This is a genomic window from Streptosporangium amethystogenes (assembly GCF_000721075.1).
Lineage (GTDB): Bacteria > Actinomycetota > Actinomycetes > Streptosporangiales > Streptosporangiaceae > Streptosporangium > Streptosporangium amethystogenes.
The window spans coordinates 193,495-213,238 of the sequence record NZ_JOEQ01000012.1 but is presented as its reverse complement, the minus strand read 5'-3'; the positions used below and the strand labels follow the sequence as shown (position 1 = coordinate 213,238).

The following is a 19,744-nucleotide window of genomic DNA, read 5'->3' as shown; positions in this document are numbered from 1 at the left end:
AGCGAAAATGAGATTAAGTGAGAGCGGGAATCGGGAAACCGTCGGGGTCCTGTGAACGTTATTCAGTCGGAAAATGTGGCCCGATGGTTCATCTCATGGGCGGGGTCTAAGCCGATATGGTGCTTCATGCCATGAATCAGGACGACCGATTGGGTCCTTACCGGCTGCTGCGGCGGCTCGGCGAGGGCGGTATGGGGGTGGTTCACCTCGCGGTCGACCCACAGGGCCGACAGGTCGCGGTGAAGGTGCTCCGCGCCGAGGTGGCGGGCGACGACGTCGCCCGTCGCCGCCTTTCGCGTGAGGTCGAGACGATGCGGCGGGTGCGCAGCGAGCACATCGCCGAGGTCATCGACGCCGACGTGACCGGCCACCGCCCCTACATCGTGACGCGATACGTCGCCGGTCGGCCGCTGGACGAGGTGATCAAGCAGGACGGCCCCATGGAGCTGCCCGCGCTGCTGCGGGTCGCGCACGGTGTGGCGTCGGCGCTGGCCGCCGTGCACTCGGTCGGCGTGATCCACCGCGACCTCAAGCCCGGCAACGTCCTCATCCTGGACGGTCAGCCGGTCCTCATCGACTTCGGCATCGCCCAGGCCGTCGACGCGACCAGGCTCACCCAGACCGGCATGTTCATCGGCACGCCCGGCTACCTCGCCCCCGAGATCATCGAGGGGCACGAGGCCGGCCCCGAGGTCGACGTGCACGCCTGGGCGGGCACCCTGGTCTTCGCCGCCACCGGCCAGCCGCCCTTCGGCAAGGGCACGCTGGAGATGATCTTCTACAACATCACCGCGGGCAAGGCGAACGTCGAGGCCGTCCCGCGTGAGCTCCAGCCGGTGCTGCGGGCCGCGCTTCAGCGCGACCCGGCCAGGCGACCTTCGGCCGCCGACCTGGCGGCGCAGGTGGGGCGTCTGCTGCCGGACACCCGCCGGTCCCGGGTGCCGGACGAGATCACCACGGTCGCGGAGTTCGACGACCCCGCTCCCGGCTTTCGCGGTGCCCCCGACCCCGGTTTCCGCGGCACCCCTGGTTTCCGCGGCGACCCCGGCGACGTGCCGACCCCGGTGGCGTCCCGCCCGGCGGTCCCGCCGACCCCCTGGCCTCCCACCCCCGTGGCCCAGCCCCACGAGTACGTCTCGTTGCTCGGCGAGGAACAGGCCGACCCGTGGCCGACCCGCCGGGTGACCCCCGAGGAACTGCGCCAGGCGGCGGCCCAGCAGTCCGTGCACGACCTGCCCACCGGCATGCTCGCTCCGGAGGACGTGCCCACCCGCACCCCCGGCGCGGTCCAGGGCTCCCCGCCCGTCCCCGCCGTCCGGGACCAGCCGGGGGCGAGGGTCGACGACCGGGGCTTCGGCGCGCCGGTCTCCGACGGAGACATTCCCACCCAGCGGGTCCGCCCTCAGGACCTGCAGGAATACATCCGTCAGTACACCAACCAGCCGGGCCAGCAGGGCCAGCAGGGTGGCTACCAGGGTCAGCAGGGCCGGGCGCCGCAGGCGGGCGCCCCGCAGCCCTACCCGCAGCGGCAGGCCCCGTTCGATCAGCAGCAGACCCCGCACGTCCGCACTCCCGCACCCCCGCCCTACCCCTACTCGCACCCGCAGCCCCCCACGCAGGCCCAGCAGTACCCCCAGCAGGTCCAGCAGCATCCCGCGCCGTCGCCGCTCCACCCCGGGCAGCGACCGGGGCACGCCTTGCAGCGTTCCAGGGCGTACGGGGTGGTGAGCGTGCTGATGCTGGTCATCATGACGATCGCGGCGGTCATCGCCCCGCTGATCGTCGCCGCGGTGGCCATCCCGGTGGCGATCCTGCTTCGCGCCGCCGACATCGCCCAGCCGGCCCTGAACGCCCGCAGGGCCGCCGGTGAGGCGGCTACCGACGTCTTCCGGGTGCTCGGCCAGCCGGCCGCGCTCCTGAAGTCGATCGGCATCACCGTCGCCCTGGTGCCGTACGCGCTGATCCTCGGCCTGCCGGTGACGCTCCTGCTCGCCGTGCTGGTCGGGAGCATGCCCATCACCAACACGCTGAGCTGGGGCGCGGCCGTCGCGCTCTGGACCGTCTGCGCCGGACCCGGTGTGGAGGGCCCCCGCCGCCAGATGCGACGTACGCTGGCATCACTGCTGCCGTCACGCGGCGCAGCCATGATCGCCGCCATGGCGCTGGGCGCGGTGGCGGCGCTGATGGTCTTCCTGGCGATCGGCACCGTGGGAGACAGGGCACGGCCGGCGGTGTGGACGCCGGTCGACGTCGGAACGGTGGTGGACGAACTGAGCGACCTACGAAAGAAGGCGGCGTGATGACGGGGGACACGCGGGCGCCCGAGAGGCTGGGCCCGTACCGGCTGCTCAGAAAGATCGGCGAGGGCGGTATGGGCGTCGTCCACCTCGGGGTCGACGAGGACGGGCGCGAGGTGGCCGTCAAGGTCCTGCACCCGCACGTGGCGGCCGACCTCAAGGCCCGTGACCGGCTCACCCGCGAGGTGGAGACCATGCGGCGGGTGCGCAGCCCACACGTCGCCGAGGTGCTCGACGCCGAACTGACGGCCAGACAGCCCTACATCGTGACCCGGTTCGCCCCCGGGCGCACGCTGGAGGAGACCGTCCTGCAGGACGGCCCGCTCCCCGCCGACCAGGTCATCCGGCTGGCGCAGGGCATGTGCGCGGCACTGGTGGCCATCCACGCCGCCGACGTCATCCACCGCGACTTCAAGCCGTCCAACGTGATGATCGTCAACGGTGACCCGCTGGTCATCGACTTCGGCATCGCGCACCTGGTCAACGCGACCAGGCTGACCCAGACCGGCATGTTCGTCGGCACCCCCGGCTACCTCGCCCCGGAGATCATCCGTGACTCCGAGATCACCCAGGCGGCCGACGTGCACGCGCTGGCCTCGACGGTCTTCTTCGGCGCGACCGGTCAGCCGCCGTTCGGCACGGGTAGCTTCGAGGTCGTCTGCTTCAACATCATGGAGGGCCGGGCGAACGTCGACAAGGCCCCCGAATGGCTGCGAGCCTGGCTCAGGCGGGCACTGGCCGTCGACCCCGCCGCCCGGCCGTCCGCGACGGAGCTGCACCGGATGGCCCGCGCCCTCGACCCGACGGTGACGACCTTCCACGAGACACCGCCCACCGCCGTCCTCGACGGCGGGACGAAGATCCTCAACACCGACGGCACCAGGATCCTGGACGGCCAGAGCCCGCCGCCCCCGCCGAGCGGCACCCGTGTCCTGCCGCAGGACGACGGCTACGCCGACCTGCTCCCGCCGGTCGAGTACGCCAAGCCGGAGCGGCGCGAGCGCAGGCCGAGGCAGGAGTCCGGCCAGGCGTCCGGCACGGGGACCGCCCCGCCGCCGTACGTCCCGGCCCCCCAGCCGCCGCCCTACGTCCCCGCGACGCCCCCGACGCATGCCAGGGGCGCGGCACCGCCGCCCTACCCCGACCAGCGGGTGGCCGGATACCCGGCGCCGCCGCCTACCGGCCCGTCGAGGCACTACCCGCCGCCGGTCCAGGCACGGCCGCACACCCCGACGCAGGAGCGGCCCGCACCCGCGCCCAGAACCCCGCCGCAGGAGCGCTACCGCGCCAGCCACCCGCTGGCCGCGTTCCTGCTGCTGACGATCCTGGTGGCGGCGGCCTGCATGCTGCCGGTGGTGGTGAGCGTGTTCGCGCTGGCCGCCGCACTCTGCCTGCGGGTGGGGGAGTACCTGTTCGGGGACCTGGTCCAGCGCCGCTCCATCAGGGGCAGCAGCGCCACCGACCCCCTGCTCGCGCTGCTCGGCACCCCGTGGGCACTGATCAGGGCCACGTTCGGGACGCTGATCACCTCAATGCTCTCCGCCATGTTCGGCATGTGCGTGTGGGGGTTCCTGGTCTACGCCGGTGACATGAACAAGAACCACGCGGCCGCCTACGCGGCCGGCGCCTTCGCGGCCGGGCTGTTCGTCCTTCCGGGCGGCGGCAAGCCGCGCAAGGCCGTCGCCCGCGCGCTGAGCGGGATCATCCGGAGTCCTGGCGCGGGCATGGTGACCACGATCATCCTGGGCACGCTGGCGTTCTTCGCGGTGATGGCCGCGCTGAGCGTGGTCCCCTCCTTCACCCCGTGGCAGCAGCCGACCGATGTGGTCGACAGCCTCACGGCGCAGTGGCGGCAGTCGGCGAACGAGGGCGCGATGGGCGTGCTCGATCTCATCGGTGGCCTCCTCGACGACCTGATGACCAGCCTCGGTCTCGGCTTCCTGACGTTCTGGAAGTGACGATATCGCTGGCGGAGGCGGAATCGCCGGTGAAGGCGGACCCGTGGAGATCCGGGTGCTCGGGCCGGTCGAGATCGTACGCGACGGGCGGCCCCACAAGGTGGGGCCGCTCAAGCCTCGGATGCTGCTCGCGATCCTGGTGCTCGCCGAGGGGCGGCCGGTCAGCCCGGCGGTCCTGACCGAGCGGATCTGGGGCCGCAACGCCCCCGCCGAGGCGACGGCCTCACTGCACGCCTACGTCTCCAGCCTGCGCAGGGCGCTGGAGCCGAAACGGGCACCCCGGGCCCCGAGCAGGCTGCTCACGCTCGGCCCGGTCGGCTACGCACTGCGGATCGATCCGGGGCACGTCGACGCCGTGCGCTTCCTCCGCCTCGTCGAGGAGGCGGGCAGGGCGAAGGTGCCCGCCGAGGTGGAGCGGGTCGCGACCTGCGCGCTGGAGCTGTGGTGGGGCGACCCCTACGCCGACCTCGACGGGCAGGAGTACGTCATGGCCGCCCAGGCGCGGCTGGTCGAGGCCCGGGAGCGCGCCCACGAGTTGCGGGTGGCCGCCGTCATCGAGCAGGCCCGCCACACCGAGGTGCTGGGCGACCTGGAGGCCATGACGCGCGAGCACCCGTTGCGCGAGCGGCTGTGGGGGCTGCGGGCACTGGCGCTCTACCGGAGCGGGCGCCAGGGTGAGGCCCTCGACACCCTGCGCACCGCGCGCCGGGTCCTCGCAGAGGAGCTGGGTATCGACCCCGGCAACGAGCTGCGCACCCTGGAGCGTGACATCCTCGCCCAGGCGCCGAGCCTGCAACCGGGGGTTCCCGGAGTCCAGGGCGGCACGGCCCCCGTGACCGTGGCCACCGGCCCTCGCGAGGCGCGGCCCCGGGAACTCGGCGCGGTGCGGCGGAGGCCGGTCGGACGTGGGGCCGAGCTCGCCGCGGTGCGGGGGGTCCTCGACCAGGTCGCCGGGGGCGAGCCCGGATTCGTGCTGATCACCGGGGAGCCGGGCATCGGGAAGACCCGGCTGGCCGAGGAGATGGTGAGCGGAGCCCAGGCGCGGGGATTCACCGTCGCGGTGGGACGGTGCGCGGCGACCGAGGGGGCGCCCGCGTTCTGGCCCTGGGTTACCGTTCTGGAGCAGTTGACCGGGACGCTCCCCACACAGGCGGAGGACGTCAGGGACAACCTGCCCGGCATCGGTTCGGCGACGCCGACGGACCCGGAGGGTTCGCGCTTCCGTACCTACCAGGCCGCCGCGCGGGTGCTGGCCGCCGCCGCGGCGGTCCAGCCCGTCCTCGTGGTCCTGGACGACCTGCACTGGGCCGACCCGTCCTCGCTGCGGCTGCTCGGCTACCTCGCCGAGACCTTCACCGACGGGGCGCTGGCGATCGCGGGCACCGCGCGGGTCCACTCGCCGCCCTCGGGTGCGCTCGCCGACGCCTTCGAGGCGCTGTCCCGCAGGCACACCGTACGGCTGCCGCTCTCCGGGCTGACCGCGGAGGAGCTGGGCGGGCTCACCCCCGAGGGCACGCCGGCGGAGGTCCTGCGCTCGCTCCACGACCGCACCGGCGGCAACCCGTTCTTCGTCACCGAACTCGTTCGCCACATGTCCCCCGGAGCGGATCCACTGGGCGCGTTGCCGCTGGGAGTGCGCGACGTCGTCATGGGCCGGGTGGGAAGGATGCCGGGCCCGACCGCCGAGTCGCTCCGGGTCGCCGCGGTGAGCGGGCGCGAGTTCGAGGCCGCGCTCGTCGCGGAGGTCATGGGTCTGACGCTCGATGAGACGCTCGACCGGCTGGAGCCCGCGCTGGCCGGTGCGCTCATCGCGGAGGGGCGGCCGGGACGCTTCAAGTTCGTGCACGCCCTGGTGCAGGAGGCACTGGCCGACGCCGTTCCCCCGCTGCGCAGGGCACGCCTGCACGCCGGGATCGCCGGGGTGCTCGATGGCAGGAAGGGCGGTTCGGCGTCCGAGCGGCTGGCAGCCGCCGCGCACCACTGGCTGTTCGCCGTGCCCGCCGGGCACGCCCCGAGGGCCTGGCGTTCCGCCTGGCGGGCCGCCCGCGAGGCGATGGGGCTGCGGGCCTACGACGCCGCGGCAGAGCTGCTTGGCAGGGCCGTCACGGTGGCGGAGGGAGACCCCGAGATCACCCCGGCCGACCGGATGGACCTGTTGTTCGCGCTGGCGGACGCCAGGATCGGGGCCGGTGACGCGCGGGGGCAGCGCGACGCGCTGAACGACGCCCGGCGGCTGGCCCGCGAGGCGGGTGACCTGGGACGCCGGGTCGCAGCGGCCACCGGGTACGGAGGGCGGATTCTTCGCCCGTGGGAGGAGCACGGGCACTACGACGTCGAGCTGATCGCCGAGCTGTCCGAGCTGGCGGCCGACCCCGGGCTCGACCGGCGCTCCCGCGTGCGGGTGCTGGCCTGCCTGGCGCTGGACAGTACCTACCTGCCGGGGAGCACGCTCGCCGAGCGCGACCGGCTGAGTGAGGAGGCGGTGGAACTGGCACGCGAGGAGGGCGATCCGCTGCTGCTCGGCTGGGCGCTCTACACGCGTTACTTCGCTCTTCAGGCCGCGGACGGCGTACACCAGCGGATCGCGGCCGCCGAGGAGATGGTCGGCATCGGTCGCGGCGAGGACGACGAGGAACTGCTCACGATCGGGCTGACCTGCCTGAGCGCCGCGCTGTTCGAGATCACCGCGATCGGCAGGGCGAGGAAGGTGCTTGAGGAGGCGACGGTCCTGGCCGAGCGGCTGCGCGTGCCATACGTCCGGGTCGTACTGGGCTGGCTCAGGTTCGGCACCGTGGTGCTCTCCGGTGACATCACCGCCGCCGAAGCCCTGTTCGAGGAGACCTCGGCCGCGCACAGGGCCACCTCGATGTGGGGTGCGGAGGTGAGCATCGCCGGGGGCGCCCTACAGCTCGCGCTGGCCCGTATCGGCGGGGGAGCACTCGGCGAGGAGATGCTGGAGGCACTGGACGCCTGGACCGGGCCCCTCGACGACGTCGTCAGGGACGCCCACGCGGTGCTGCTGGTCGCGGTGGGCAGGATCGACAGGGCGCGGGAGCTGGTCGGCCCCTGGGAGCGGCTGCCTCCGGTCACCGACAGCTTCCTGTTCCTGCAGCAGCTCGGCTCACGCGCCGAGGTGTGGTCGCGGCTCGGCGACGCGAGGGCGTGCGCGGAGCTGTACGAGCAGGTGCTGCCGTACGCGGACCGGATGTCGATGGGCGGTCTCTGCATGATCCAGTGGCCGCTCAGCCGGTCGCTGTGCCTGCTCGCGCGGGCGCTGGGCGATCTCGACGCCGCGGTGGGGCACGGCGAGCGCGCGCTGGCGGTGTCCGTCGCGATGGACGCCCACGAGCTGGTCGGTGCCATCGCCTCCGACCTGGCGGGGATCAGGCGCACCCGTGGCGCCCCCGGCGACGTCGGCCGCGCCGCGGAGCTCGATCTCCTCGTGGCGCGGGCTCAGCCCCACAGGTAGGCCATGCGCCGCCGGTAGCGGGGGCCGACCAGCCTGCTGAGCAGCAGCAGATCCTTCGGGGCGAACCTGCGCAGGTGCTCCCCGGCTTCGGGAGGCAGATCGAAGGTGACCCATGCGACCAGCTTCGTCATGCCGCGCAGGCCGTACTGCCCACGGATGCTCCGGTGCTCCTGGGCGGCCTCCTCCGGTGTGATGTGGATCATCATCAGAGGGATGCCTTCGGTCTCCTCATGGGCCAGGTGGGTGTCCAGCGTGTCGGCCAGCGAGTGGAGCGCCCCGGCCAGCCTGGTGCGGCCCTCCTCGGTCGGGTGGTGCTCGAACGCGGTGGAGGCGTTCTGGGCCTCCCCGACCCACCGGTCGGCCTCCCGGTGTTCGGCCTCCAGCGCGTCGATCGTCGCGGCGGCCTCCGGTGCCCGCTGCCTCAGCCGGGGCCAGGTGAGTGTGTCCTCGGTCGTGTGGTGGTGGTGCAGCACCAGCAGTACCCAGCCGAGGTGCTTGGCCAAGGCGCCGACGCGTTTGTGGTCGTCGAGCCGCACCTCGCGCACGGCGGTGAGCAGTCGGCCGAGGTCGCGGCGGAAGCCGTGGTGGGCCAGGTACATGTTCGTCAGGTCCAGCGGGCCGTCGGCGGCCGCCGCCTGGCCGGGGAGCCTGAGCTGGGGGACGTCGGGGCGGTGTGTGTTCGTCATCGAGGTTCTCCTCACCCGGGGATGGTGACGACAGGTTGGCCCCGCTTTCTTGGGCGATCCTTGGAGATCGGCCCCAAGCCGGCCCCAAGCCCGGTTACCGGATGTGGTCGATGGGAAACCTCTAGTTTGCATCCCGTGTCCGTCGATGGGTGTCTCCTGACATCCAGCCGATGCGGGATCGCCCTCGCTGCGGCACGATGGAGGAGACCCGCCGGAAGGAGTCGCATGGTTGCGCCGGACGGTGAACGTCTTGGCCCCTACCGCCTGCTGTCGAGACTGGGGGCCGGAGGCTTCGGCGAGGTCCACCTGGCGCTGGACCCAGAGGGGCGTACGGTGGCGGTCAAGATCCTGCATCCCCATGTCGCGGCCGATGCGACGGCACTGACCAGGCTGGCCCGCGAGGTGGAGACCATGCGGTTGGTCCGGGGCCCGCACGTCGCCGAGGTTTTGGACGCCTCCCTTGACGGGGCACGCCCCTACCTGGTCACCCGCTACGTGCAGGGGCGCCCGCTCAGCGAGGTGGTCGGCGCGGACGGGCCGGTCGTGGGCGACGATCTCGTACGGCTGGCGCGCGGTCTGGCCGAGGCCATGGCGGCCGTGCACGCCGCGGGGGTGGTGCACCGCGACCTCAAACCCGCGAACGTGATCCTGACCGACGGCGAGCCGGTCGTCATCGACTTCGGCATCGCCTGCGCGCTCGACTCGCCCTCGGTCACGGCCTCTGGAGCGGTGCTCGGCACGCCCGGCTACCTGGCGCCCGAGGTGCTGGAGGGCACCGGGTCCGGTAGCGAGGCCGACGTCTTCGCCTTCGGGGCGACGCTGGCGTACGCGTCCACGGCACGGCACCCCTACGGCACGGGCCCGGCGTCGGCGATCGGCTATCGCGTCGTCCACCACCCTCCCGACCTCGAAGGTGTTCCCGGCTGGCTGGAGCCGCTGCTGCGGGAGTGCCTGCTGCGCGACCCCGCCGCCCGGCCTGACGCGGGCACGCTGCCGGTACGGCTGGGTGCGGCCCCCGTGGTGGGTCCGCCGCGGCCCCGCGCGGTGCTGGAGAGCGGGATGCACGGCCTCACCACCCGGGAGTGGCGGCCGGGCGACCGCCCCCGCCCGCGGCAGGGCAGGCCCACGCTGGAGGAGGCCCGCGAGCGTCGCAGAGTCGTGCTGCACCGCCGCTGGGTCGTCGGCACCGGCCTGCTCGTCTCGCTGATGGCCGCGACCGCCAGGGAACCGCTGCCCGAGGTGGCGCTGCTGCTGCTGACCGGGTACGGCTCGGTGATGCTCGTCGACGCGGGCATCGCCCTGTTCGCCCGCAGGGACCGGGGGCGCACGATCCTCGATCTGTCCGCGGGAGCCGGGGCCGTCGCGTTGTGGGCGGCCCTCGGCGCGTTCTTCAGCACGATCACCCTGGCACTCGCGCTGGGCACCGTCGTCTTCGTCCTGGTAGGGATCCTGGTGGCCAGCTGAGCGCGCGGAGCTCCTCAGACCGGTTCTGGGGGTACGTTTCCGGAGTAGGGGGTCCGCGCACAGGTACCGGAATATAGTTCGGTATGGTGGTTCGGGGCCCCTGGGGGCTCTGGGGCCTCGGTCGCCGGCCGTCCGGCCTGGCGATTTGCGGCTAAGCTACTGGAAAGTAACATAGGCTCGAGGTAGGGACGGGCGTGTCCCAACCGAGCCACCCGCTGCCACACCGCTCTCGGGCACCTGGCAGTCTTGGCACAGTGTGCACGTGCCCCGCGTGTACGCACCGAGTATCCGGCGCCAACCGCAGTGACGCGGTGGCGTAAGCGACCACGGGAGGTCGGCCACCAGCCATGAACATCGTCGTCTGCGTGAAGCAGGTCCCCGACACGGCGACCGAGCGCAAGCTGAGGTCCGATGACAAGACGCTCGATCGCGACGCCGCCGACGGCGTCATCAACGAGCTGTGCGAATACGCGGTCGAGGAGGCGCTGCGTCTGAAGGAGGCTCATGGCGGTGAGGTGACCGTTCTCACCATGGGTCCCGACAAGGCGAGCGACACCATCCGCAAGGCCCTGGCCATGGGGGCGGACAAGGCTGTCCACCTGGTGGACGACGCGTTGCACGGCTCGGACGCGCTGGGCACCTCGCACGCCCTGGCGCAGGCTCTCAAGAAGATCAGCTTCGATCTGGTCGTACTTGGCTCGGAGTCGACGGACGCCCGTACCGGGGTCCTCGCCGCCATGCTGGCCGAGCGCCTCGGCGTGCCGCAGCTCACCTTCGCCAATCAGGTCCAGATCGACAAGGACGCCATCTCCATCCAGCGCGTCACCGACTACGGCTACGACAGGGTCGAGGCCTCGCTGCCCGCCGTCGTCTCCGTGGTGGAGAAGATCAACGAGCCGCGCTACCCGTCTTTCAAGGGCATCATGGCCGCCAAGAAGAAGCCGGTCGAGAAGCTCGGCGTCGCCGAGGCCGAGATCGACGCCTCCCAGGTGGGTCTGGTCGGCTCCTGGAGCGAGGTCGTCGACTTCGCGGCCGCTCCGCCGCGCGCGGCGGGCACGGTGGTCAAGGACGAGGGCGACGGTGGCGTGAAGGCCGCCGACTTCCTCGCGTCGAAGAAGTTCGTCTGAGAACGGGGGTAGCTGGAGATGTCTGAGATTCTCGTTCTGGTCGAGCACGTCGAGGGCCAGGTCAAAAAGGTCACCCTTGAACTGCTGACCCTCGCCAGGAAGCTGGGCGCTCCGTCGGCGGTCTGGACCGGCGCGGGCTACTCGCCCGAGGCCGCGGCCAAACTGGCCGAGTACGGCGCGGAGAAGATCTATGTGGCCGACTCCGCCGAGGTCAGCGACTACGTCGTCGCACCCAAGGCCGAGCTGCTCGCCCACCTCGTGGCCGAGAAGTCGCCGAGCGCGGTGCTCGTGGCCGCGACCGCCGAGGCCAAGGAGATCGCCGGCCGCCTCGCTATCAAGATCGACTCTGGTGTGCTGACCGACGTCGTGGGCATCGAGGACGGCCTGGTCGCCGCCCAGTCCATCTTCGGCGGCGGCGTCAACGTCAGTTCGCGCGTGACCAAGGGCACCCCGATCATCGCGGTCCGCCCCAACTCGACGCCGGTCGAGGCCGCCGCGGGTGCGGGGACCGAGGAGCAGGTCTCCTTCACCGTGTCCGAGGCCGCCAAGAGCGCCAGGATCGTGGAGCGGGTCAAGCAGGAGAAGGGCGCGCGCCCGGAGCTCACCGAGGCCGCGATCGTGGTCTCCGGTGGCCGGGGTGTCGGCTCGGCCGACAAGTTCTCGATCATCGAGGAGCTGGCCGACTCGCTCGGCGCGGCCGTCGGCGCGTCCCGCGCCGCCACCGACGCCGGCTGGTACCCGCACCAGTTCCAGGTCGGCCAGACCGGCAAGACCGTCTCGCCGCAGCTCTACATCGCGGCGGGCATCTCCGGTGCCATCCAGCACCGGGCCGGCATGCAGACCGCCAAGACGATCGTCGCGATCAACAAGGACCCCGAGGCGCCGATCTTCGAGCTCGCCGACTTCGGCGTCGTGGGCGACCTGCACGAGGTGGTCCCGCAGCTGACCCAGGAGGTCACCAAGCGCAAGTGACCCGGCAGGGGAACGGCGTACGCGCGGGGTGACGCGAACGTGGGACGGCACCGCACGACATGTGCGGTGCCGTCTCGCCTTCCCGGGTCAGGCCGCCATCGAGAGCTCCCGCCTGGCGGTCTCCGCGGGCACCGCCGCCGCGCGGTGGCGGGGCAGGAAGCGCGCGACCACGGCGATCAGGACACCGAGCAGCACGGCGATGCCGAGGCCCACCCTGAGCGTGGCCAGATCGGAGAGGAAACCGATGATCACCGGGCCCAGCAGCAGTCCCGCGTAGCCCATCGCGCCGGTCTGGGCGATGGCGGGTCCGGGAGTGCCGGTCGCCTCGCCGGCCAGGGACATGGCCATCGGCGAGACCGTCGCCACGGCGACGCCCACGAACAGCATGGCCGCGAGGGCGACCGGCGCGCTGGGGGCCGTGATGACCACGCCGAAGGTCACGGCGGTGGCCAGGCCCGAGGCGACCATCATGCCGCGGGCGCCGAAGCGGGCCCGGACCCGGTCACCGGCCAGGCGCCCGGCCAGCATGCCCGCCTCGAAGATCGGGTAACCCAGGGCGGCCACCGCCTCCGGGGCGCCCAGCGCGTTTCGCAGGTACAGGCCGTTCCAGTCGGCGACCGTGCCCTCCACCATGAACGCGCAGAAGGCGATCACGCCGAGCAGGTAGATCATCGGAGGCATCCGCCGGCGGGGCGCGGCGGGGGCGGCGCCGGTTGCCGCCGTCGGGTCGGGCAGGTAGGTGCGGCTGATCAGGACCGTCGCGGGGAGCGTGAGCAGGGCGACCAGCACCAGGTGGGCGGTGATCGAGAGTCCCGCCGCGATCGCCGCGGTGCCCAGCAGGCCCGCACTGATCGCTCCGGCGCACCAGCCGGCGTGCATGCCGTTCATCAGCGGGCGACCGTAGGCGCGCTCGACCACCGACCCCTGCGCGTTCATCGCGACGTCCACCGCGCCGAACGCCATGCCGAACAGGCCGCTCGCGGCCACGGCCAGGGGGAAGGACGGCGCCACCGCCAGCAGGGCCAGGGTGGCCGCGGTGAGGGGGGCTGCGACCCGGAGGATGCTCCGGCTGCCGAAGCGCGCCATCACGGCGCGCATCGACTGCATGGTGATGAGCGCTCCCAGCCCCCATACGAGGAGGATGACGCCGACCGACGCCTCGGACAGGCCGAGCTTGTCGGAGAGCGCCGGAATGCGCACGGTCATCGATCCACACATCAGACCGGCCAGCACGAATGTGAGAACCGCCCCGGTTCGAGCCGTTCTCAGGTCGCGGGTCATGCTCAATCCCTTCAATAAATGTTTTGACAAACCGGTGAACGGGCACACCAAGGACGGTCGCTTTCGCGCGTGCGGAAGCGACCACCAATCTGTGTGATGGGTTTTCCCTGGCCGGGCCCGCGATCAGGCGCGCGGGCGAGTGAGGGGAACCAGGAGAACCAAAGGAAAAGGTGTCAGGGTCAGGCGGGCAGCATGGCCAGCAGACGCCGTTTCAGACGCTCGTAGTGCTCGTCGTCATAGAGATCGGGGTCGTGGCTCGCCACGTCCCACAGTCCCTCGCAGGCGAGGCGCACGATCTGCGCCGCCTCCGGGTCGGGCTCGCTGTCGAGCCCCTCGCGATGCCACCGGGCCATCGCCACCCGCAGCGGTGCCAGAAGATAGAGATTGCCGGAGGCTCCGGTCACCACGGCCCAGCGCCGCAGCCTGCCGCTCCGTACGGCGGCGAACGTGGCCGCCAGGTAGTTCTTGGTGTAGGTGTCGTGGCCCTGGGCGGCGATGAGTTCGTCGAACTCCTCGATCAGCCGCTCGACCATGCCCTTGATCAGGGCTTCCTTGGTGCTGAAATGGTAGAGCAGGCCGCCTTTGCTGCATCCGGCGTGCTCGGCGACCGCCGCCAGGGTGAGCGCCTGGGAGCCCTGGTCGCTGAGCAGATCCTCTGCCGCGTCCAACAGCTCGCCCCGTCTCATGGCCGTTACTGTACCGTCTGGACGGTTTAGTGGTCAACTCCGGGGATAAGGCCCTTCGCGGGCACAGATACCCTTGGAAGGTTGACAGCGATGTGGGGGAGGGGATGCGGCCGTGAAGTCCGCCTATCTCGATCACGCGGCGACCACGCCGATGCTTCCCGAGGCGATCGAGGCGATGACCGCCCAACTGGGCCAGGTCGGCAACGCGTCCTCCCTGCACGCGGCCGGCCGTCGTACCCGCCAGGTCGTGGAGGAGTCGCGGGAGACCATCGCCGCCGCGCTCGGCGCCCGTCCCAGCGAGGTCGTCTTCACCGCGGGCGGCACCGAGGCCGACAACCTGGCCATCAAGGGCCTGTACTGGGCCCGTCGCGCCGGGGGGGCGGACAGGATCCTGATCAGTGCCGTCGAGCACCACGCCGCCCTGGACCCCGCGCACTGGCTGGGCGATCACCAGGGGGCGACCGTCGAGCTGCTCGACGTCGACGAGTTCGGCCGGGTGCATCCGCAGACCCTGCGCGAGGCCATCGAGCGCGACCCGGGCAGCGTCGCGCTGGCCAGCGTCATGTGGGCCAACAACGAGGTCGGCACCGTCCAGCCCGTTCACGCGCTCGCCGAGGTGGCCCGCGAGTACGGCGTCCCCTTCCACACCGACGCGGTCCAGGCGGTCGGTCAGATCCCGGTGGTCTTCGCAGACTCGGGGATCGACGCGCTGACGCTCTCCGGTCACAAGGTCGGCGGCCCGATGGGCGTCGGCGCGCTGCTGCTCGCCCGGGGTGTCGACCCGGTGCCGGTGCTGCACGGTGGCGGTCAGGAGCGGGACGTCCGCTCCGGCACGCTCGACGCCCCCGCCATCGCCGGTTTCGCCACGGCCGTGCGGACCGCGGTGGCTCGGCAGGCCGAGACCTCGACCCGGCTGGCCGCACTCCGCGACGACCTGATCCGCCGGGTTCGTGAGGCAGTGCCCGATGTGATCCTCAACGGGGACCCGGTGAACCGCCTTCCGGGCAACGCCCACTTCTCTTTCCCCGGTTGCGAGGGTGACGCGCTGCTCATGCTGCTGGACGCCAAGGGGGTGGAGTGCTCTACGGGCTCGGCCTGCTCGGCAGGGGTCGCCCAGCCCTCCCACGTCCTGCTCGCGATGGGCGCCGACGGGTTCCGGGCGCGCGGCTCGCTGCGCTTCTCCCTCGGCCACACCTCGACCGAGGCCGAGGTGGACCGGCTGGCCGAGATCATCGGCCTCGCCGTCGAGCGCGCCCGCCGCGCGGGTCTGAGCTGATCCGTACGCCCCTGAAGCGACCCCGTACGGCGCGGTGACCTGAACGCCCGCCGAGGAGCGGTAGGACCCGGCATCCGTGCCGGGCACGCACCGGTGAAACGGTGACTCTCAACGACGGACACCGAGAATCAACGAACGGTTCCTAGGTCAGGAAGGGCGAGATGGCGACCCAGCCGGGGTCGCCGACCACGTCGACCCGGGGCCGCCCCTCCTCCCAGCTCACGATGAGCTCCTTGGCGTGGATGGCCGTCTCGCTCACCGGGTCGGCGTAGACGTGCAGCACCCGCTGCCCCTCGGCGCTCATGTGCGCGGCGAGCAGGGCCTGGCCGTTCAGCCTGCTGATCCGTCCGGCGAGACGCTCCTCGAAGTCGCGCAGCGCCTCCAGCGAGGGGCCGGTGGGCAGCCCTTCGGCGTCGTGGTGCGCGTACGGCAGCGTGATGGCGATGTGCTGGTCGAACAGCGGGTGGTCGACCGGGCGGAGCGGGTATCGGGCGGTGGCGATCAGGCGGGCGCCGGTGGCGGTCTCACCCTCCAGCAGCGCCCACTGCTCGTCCCGGTAGCCGGAGGCCAGATCGGAGACCACGCTCGGCAGGTGCACGGCGGGCACCGCGTCGATCGGCTCGAAGGCCGCGGCGGAGATGTCACCCACCCAGCGGGCCACGTCGTCCTCGCCGAGCAGCCAGTCGAGGGCGAGCAGCGCCGCCTCGGTGCGCGTCTCGTCGTCCAGGATGGTGAAGATCGGATGGTAGGCGACCACGTCGACCCGGGGGTTGCCGTGCGGGGCGCGCAGGCCGAGCACGAGCTTGTCGAGCGCGAACTCGTAGCCGCCCACGTCGAGCGTCAGGTCCATCGCGTGCGGGTTGGCCCGCCGGGACGGGTGGAACTCCCACAGGCCGTCGGCGGGCGGCGCGGCGGCGGCCCAGCGGTGCGCGATGGGGCGCAGCTCGGGGTCGCCGGCCGAGGTGACCACGAGGGCCTGGTCGGCGTCCAGGCCGGGGGCGATCTCCCACACCAGCGACGGGTGGATGACCAGCACCGCGGGCCCGATCCACTCGGCCAGCCGCTCGGCCTCGCCGGCGGCGACCATCGCGTCCAGTTCCGGTCTCGCCTCCGCCCACCACGCCCAGAACTCGTCGATACCGCCGGCAGGGTCGGCGGCGGGCTCGTTCTTCCGCCCGAACAGTCGCATGACCCCGGATTCTCCCAGCCCGACGGGGCGCCCGCCAACGCGGGTACGCTCAAGGGGTTATGAGTCTTCGTGTGCTTGCCGCCATGTCCGGCGGCGTCGACTCCGCCGTGGCGGCCGCCCGCATCGCCGAGGCGGGCCATGACGTCACCGGTGTCCACCTCGCCCTCTCCGCCAACCCCCAGTCCTATCGGACCGGCGCCCGCGGGTGCTGCACGGTCGAGGACTCGCGAGACGCCCGCAGGGCCGCCGACGTGATCGGCATTCCCTTCTACGTCTGGGACATGGCCGAGCGGTTCCACCGCGACGTGGTCGAGGACTTCGTCAGCGAGTACGCCGCCGGCCGCACGCCCAACCCGTGCCTGCGCTGCAACGAGAAGATCAAGTTCGAGGCGGTGCTCGACCGCGCCCTCGCGCTGGGCTTCGACGCGGTGGCCACCGGGCACCACGCGCGGGTCACCGACGGCGTGCTGAGCCGCAGCCCCGACGCGGGCAAGGACCAGTCGTACGTGCTGGGCGTGCTCACCAGGGAGCAGCTCGGTCACGCGATCTTCCCGCTGGGCGACTCCACCAAGGCCCAGGTCCGCGAGGAGGCCGCGCGACGCGGGCTGATGGTGGCCGACAAACCCGACAGCCACGACATCTGCTTCATCGCCGACGGCGACACCAGGGGCTTCCTCGCCGACCGACTCGGCACGGCGCCGGGTCCGATCGTCGACGAGTCCGGCGAGGTCGTGGGCGGCCACGAGGGCGCCTACGGCTTCACGGTCGGCCAGCGCAAGGGGTTGCGCATCGACCGGCCGGCCCCCGACGGCCGCCCGCGCTACGTGCTGTCCATCGAGCCGGTCTCCAACACGGTCACGATCGGTCCGCGCTCGTCCCTGGCGGTCTCGGAGATCGTCGCGGAGCGCCCGGTCTGGAACGGCCCGACCGGCGAGCCGCGCGAGCCGCTGGCCTGCACGGTCCAGCTCCGCGCGCACGGCGAGGTGTACGGCTGCCGGGCCCGTCTCTCCGGCGGGGAGGTGCACATCACGCTCGACGCCCCGGCCACCGGTGTGGCGGCGGGCCAGGCCGCGGTGCTCTACCTCGGTGACACCGTGATCGGCTCGGCCACCATCGCCTCGGCCTCCTGAGCCGCACTCCAGTGGCGTTCGTCCCGCGTCCGTGCCGGTCACCTTCCGATACGGGCGGGCGTTGGACGGGTCGGCGCCGGGTGTCCCCATGCCGGGACATGCCCTAGATCGGTCCGGGTCAGGGCAGGGTGACCGACTCGCCGGGCTTGAGGCGGCGCATCTCGGCCCGCTGCTTCTCCGACTCCATCTCCAGCCACCTGTCGACCAGGCCGAGCCCGATGTCGTTGAGCAGGCCGTCGTGGGTGGAGAAGGCGCGGGCCGGACGGACCTGGCGCAGGTACTCCACCATCTCCGACGCCTTCATCCACGGCGCGTTGGTCGGCACCAGGAGCGTGGGCACCTCGACGCCCGGCGGGGTGAACGCGTCCCCCGGGTAGAAGACCTCCTCGTCCACCAGGAAACCGACATTACGCACGATCGGCTGGTCCGGGTGGTTGGGGGCGTGCCACTCGCCGACGACCTTTACCCCGAAGCCGGCCGTGTCGAAGGCGTCGCCGTGCCGTACCACCTGGATCTTCGCAGGGACGTCGGTCAGCGTGGCGGCCACGCCCTCGTTGGTCCAGATCTCCAGGGAGGGGTTGGCCTCGGCCGCCCGGCGCAGCCGGTCGGCGTCCACGTGGTCGAAGTGCTCGTGGGTGATGAGCACGGTCTGGACCCCGTCGAGCGCGGACTCCTCACTGAAGGAGCCCGGGTCGATCACGAGCGTGGAACCGTTCTTCTCCAGGTGAACACAGGCGTGCCCGAATTTCGTGAGTCTCATTCCCTCACCCTAAGGGGCACGCCGATCTTCACCGGGCCACCGGCGGCGGTTGTCAGTACGGTTTGTAGCCGCCGCCACCGCTGAGGGAGGCGATGCCGGGATGACCGTCCAGGGAGCCGTAGCGGCTGATGGTGTAGCGGACACCGGCCATGATGTTGTGCACCGGGTTCCAGATGTCGTTGTAGCCGGGCTGCTTGTGAGTCTGGAACGTGGGGTCGATCGTCTGCATGAGTCCCTTGGACGGGATGCCCGCGGCGGCGTTGGAATCCCAGTTGTTGATCGCCTGCGGGTTGCCGCCCGACTCGTGGAAGATGACCGTCCAGATCTTGTCGATGGTCGCCTGGTCGTCCGGGTTCACGGCCACGCCGTGGTCCCGCAGGATGGTGAGCGCCTCCTTGATCCACTTCACGACCTCCTCCTTCGGCTTGGGGGTCCCGCCGCCAGAGGGGGCGCCGCCGTATCCGCCCGAGCCGTGCCCGGTCTCCGAGCCGGAGCCGCCGGGACCGCCGCTTTCGGTCTGCGGCCGATAGCCGGGGGTCCGTTGCCAGCCGGAGGTGGGTATGGAGGAGTCACTGCCCGGTGACCTGATGAGGGCGAAGTGGGCAAGCTTGTCCTTCGCGTGTGTCTCCAGGGTGGTTATGGCCTTGCCCACGGCCTCCTCAGCGGGTTTGATCGCCTCGCGGGCGTCGGAGACGGCCGTCGTGACCCATGGCCCGAAGGTCTTGCTGAGGTCCTTCTCCTCGGTGTCGGGGTTGTTCCTGCGGTGGGTCTCCACCCGGCTGAGGAGGGTGGCGCAGATGCCGTCGACCTTCGCGCTCGCGTCCGTCAGTTTCGTGGCGACCTCTCCGATGGAGACCGCGCAGCCGTTCAGCGCGCCGTGGAATCCGTCGCCGGCCTTTTCGTACGTCCGCATGTAGTCACAGAAGGCGTCCGCGGAGGCACCCTGCCAGGCGTTGTCCACGTCGAGCACCGCGGTCTTCAGGTTGCCCATGAGCTCGTTCGCCCCGCTCGCCGTCCCCTGCCAGCGGGTCATGACCGTGCGGATCACCGCCGGGGCGCCGCTGACCTTTTCCCGGAGAGCGGCGAGATCACCGCCGCCGGGCAGCCTGCCGAGAGCCGCTGCGACATCGTCCGGGGCGGCCACTACCGCCCTCCGCTGGCGTCGTCCGCCCCGCGGACGTTGTCCTGCACCGTCTCCAGGGCGTGTTCGACGCCGCCGAGCTTCTCCCTGACCTGCTGGAGCTCCTCGTGGATCAACTTCTCCAGGGTGTCGACGAGACCGGCGAGCGCGGCGGAGCCGTTGAGTTTTCCGTAGTCGGAGGTGTCGGACGGCGGGGCGGGGTGATCATCGCTGAGCTCGTCACGAACCCGGTTGGCCAGCTTCCCCACCTTCGTACGGCACCGTTCGAGCGCCTGAAAGTGAAGATCGATACCGTCCATGTGACCGCC

General features: G+C 71.7%; 15 protein-coding genes. 8 read left to right on the top strand and 7 right to left on the bottom strand.

Annotation, left to right across the window (positions count from 1 at the left end; genetic code table 11):
- The first annotated feature begins 131 nt into the window (after window positions 1-131).
- From IG98_RS47055 to IG98_RS0119410, 3 genes are read left to right on the top strand one after another with little or no spacing between them, the layout of a single operon-like run.
- Window positions 132-2,300, top strand: a complete 2,169-nt coding sequence (locus tag IG98_RS47055; protein ID WP_169750148.1) for a serine/threonine-protein kinase — start codon at window positions 132-134, stop codon at window positions 2,298-2,300.
- Complete coding sequence (locus tag IG98_RS0119415; RefSeq protein ID WP_030913768.1) at window positions 2,300-4,255, top strand: serine/threonine-protein kinase; 1,956 nt, start codon at window positions 2,300-2,302, stop codon at window positions 4,253-4,255. Before IG98_RS47055 ends, IG98_RS0119415 begins: the two co-directional genes overlap by 1 nt.
- A 43-nt stretch (window positions 4,256-4,298) precedes the next feature.
- Window positions 4,299-7,724: an ATP-binding protein gene (locus tag IG98_RS0119410; RefSeq protein ID WP_030913766.1), complete on the top strand. Its 3,426-nt coding sequence runs from the start codon at window positions 4,299-4,301 to the stop codon at window positions 7,722-7,724.
- Here IG98_RS0119410 and IG98_RS0119405 read toward each other — a convergent pair.
- Entirely contained in the window at window positions 7,709-8,410 is a 702-nt protein-coding gene (locus IG98_RS0119405; RefSeq protein ID WP_051752453.1) for a hemerythrin domain-containing protein, read from the bottom strand. The two genes, IG98_RS0119410 and IG98_RS0119405, sit on opposite strands and share 16 nt — an antisense overlap.
- A 225-nt stretch (window positions 8,411-8,635) precedes the next feature.
- On the opposite strand from IG98_RS0119405, the gene IG98_RS0119400 reads away from it, so the two are divergent.
- The 3 genes from IG98_RS0119400 (at window position 8,636) to IG98_RS0119390 (ending at window position 11,973) form a co-directional block, all read left to right on the top strand.
- Window positions 8,636-9,874 carry a serine/threonine-protein kinase gene (locus IG98_RS0119400; RefSeq protein ID WP_030913762.1) on the top strand — a complete coding sequence of 413 codons (1,239 nt, stop codon included), beginning with the start codon at window positions 8,636-8,638 and terminating at the stop codon, window positions 9,872-9,874.
- Window positions 9,875-10,221: 347 nt separating this feature from the next.
- Entirely contained in the window at window positions 10,222-11,001 is a 780-nt protein-coding gene (locus IG98_RS0119395) for an electron transfer flavoprotein subunit beta/FixA family protein (RefSeq protein ID WP_030913759.1), read from the top strand.
- 18 nt (window positions 11,002-11,019) lie between these two features.
- Window positions 11,020-11,973: an electron transfer flavoprotein subunit alpha/FixB family protein gene (locus IG98_RS0119390; RefSeq protein WP_030913755.1), complete on the top strand. Its 954-nt coding sequence runs from the start codon at window positions 11,020-11,022 to the stop codon at window positions 11,971-11,973.
- Window positions 11,974-12,060: 87 nt separating this feature from the next.
- Here IG98_RS0119390 and IG98_RS0119385 read toward each other — a convergent pair whose 3' ends face one another.
- Window positions 12,061-13,254 (bottom strand): MFS transporter, encoded by a 1,194-nt coding sequence (locus IG98_RS0119385; protein WP_030913753.1) that lies wholly within the window; start codon window positions 13,252-13,254, stop codon window positions 12,061-12,063.
- A 179-nt stretch (window positions 13,255-13,433) separates the two neighbouring features.
- A complete protein-coding gene (locus IG98_RS0119380) occupies window positions 13,434-13,940 on the bottom strand; it encodes a TetR/AcrR family transcriptional regulator (RefSeq protein WP_030913751.1) in 507 nt (168 codons plus the stop codon).
- A 112-nt stretch (window positions 13,941-14,052) separates the two neighbouring features.
- Between IG98_RS0119380 and IG98_RS0119375 the strand changes: the two genes are divergently transcribed.
- Window positions 14,053-15,216 (top strand): cysteine desulfurase family protein, encoded by a 1,164-nt coding sequence (locus tag IG98_RS0119375; protein ID WP_084195492.1) that lies wholly within the window; start codon window positions 14,053-14,055, stop codon window positions 15,214-15,216.
- Window positions 15,217-15,358: 142 nt separating this feature from the next.
- On the opposite strand, the gene IG98_RS0119370 is transcribed toward IG98_RS0119375, so the two are convergent.
- Window positions 15,359-16,405, bottom strand: a complete 1,047-nt coding sequence (locus tag IG98_RS0119370; protein ID WP_030913748.1) for a DUF695 domain-containing protein — start codon at window positions 16,403-16,405, stop codon at window positions 15,359-15,361.
- Window positions 16,406-16,464: 59 nt separating this feature from the next.
- On the opposite strand from IG98_RS0119370, the gene mnmA reads away from it, so the two are divergent.
- Window positions 16,465-17,535, top strand: coding sequence for a tRNA 2-thiouridine(34) synthase MnmA (gene mnmA / locus IG98_RS0119365; protein ID WP_030913746.1), 1,071 nt, complete (start codon window positions 16,465-16,467; stop codon window positions 17,533-17,535).
- Between the two features lie 118 nt (window positions 17,536-17,653).
- On the opposite strand, the gene IG98_RS0119360 is transcribed toward mnmA, so the two are convergent.
- The 3 genes from IG98_RS0119360 to IG98_RS0119350 are packed head-to-tail and all read right to left on the bottom strand — an operon-like array spanning window position 17,654 to window position 19,735.
- Window positions 17,654-18,295 (bottom strand): MBL fold metallo-hydrolase, encoded by a 642-nt coding sequence (locus tag IG98_RS0119360; RefSeq protein ID WP_030913744.1) that lies wholly within the window; start codon window positions 18,293-18,295, stop codon window positions 17,654-17,656.
- A gap of 52 nt (window positions 18,296-18,347) precedes the next feature.
- Window positions 18,348-19,439 carry a transglycosylase SLT domain-containing protein gene (locus IG98_RS0119355; RefSeq protein WP_030913742.1) on the bottom strand — a complete coding sequence of 364 codons (1,092 nt, stop codon included), beginning with the start codon at window positions 19,437-19,439 and terminating at the stop codon, window positions 18,348-18,350.
- Window positions 19,439-19,735, bottom strand: a complete 297-nt coding sequence (locus IG98_RS0119350) for a hypothetical protein (protein WP_030913740.1) — start codon at window positions 19,733-19,735, stop codon at window positions 19,439-19,441. The genes IG98_RS0119355 and IG98_RS0119350 overlap by 1 nt, the downstream gene beginning before the upstream one ends.
- Between the last annotated feature and the right edge of the window lie 9 nt (window positions 19,736-19,744).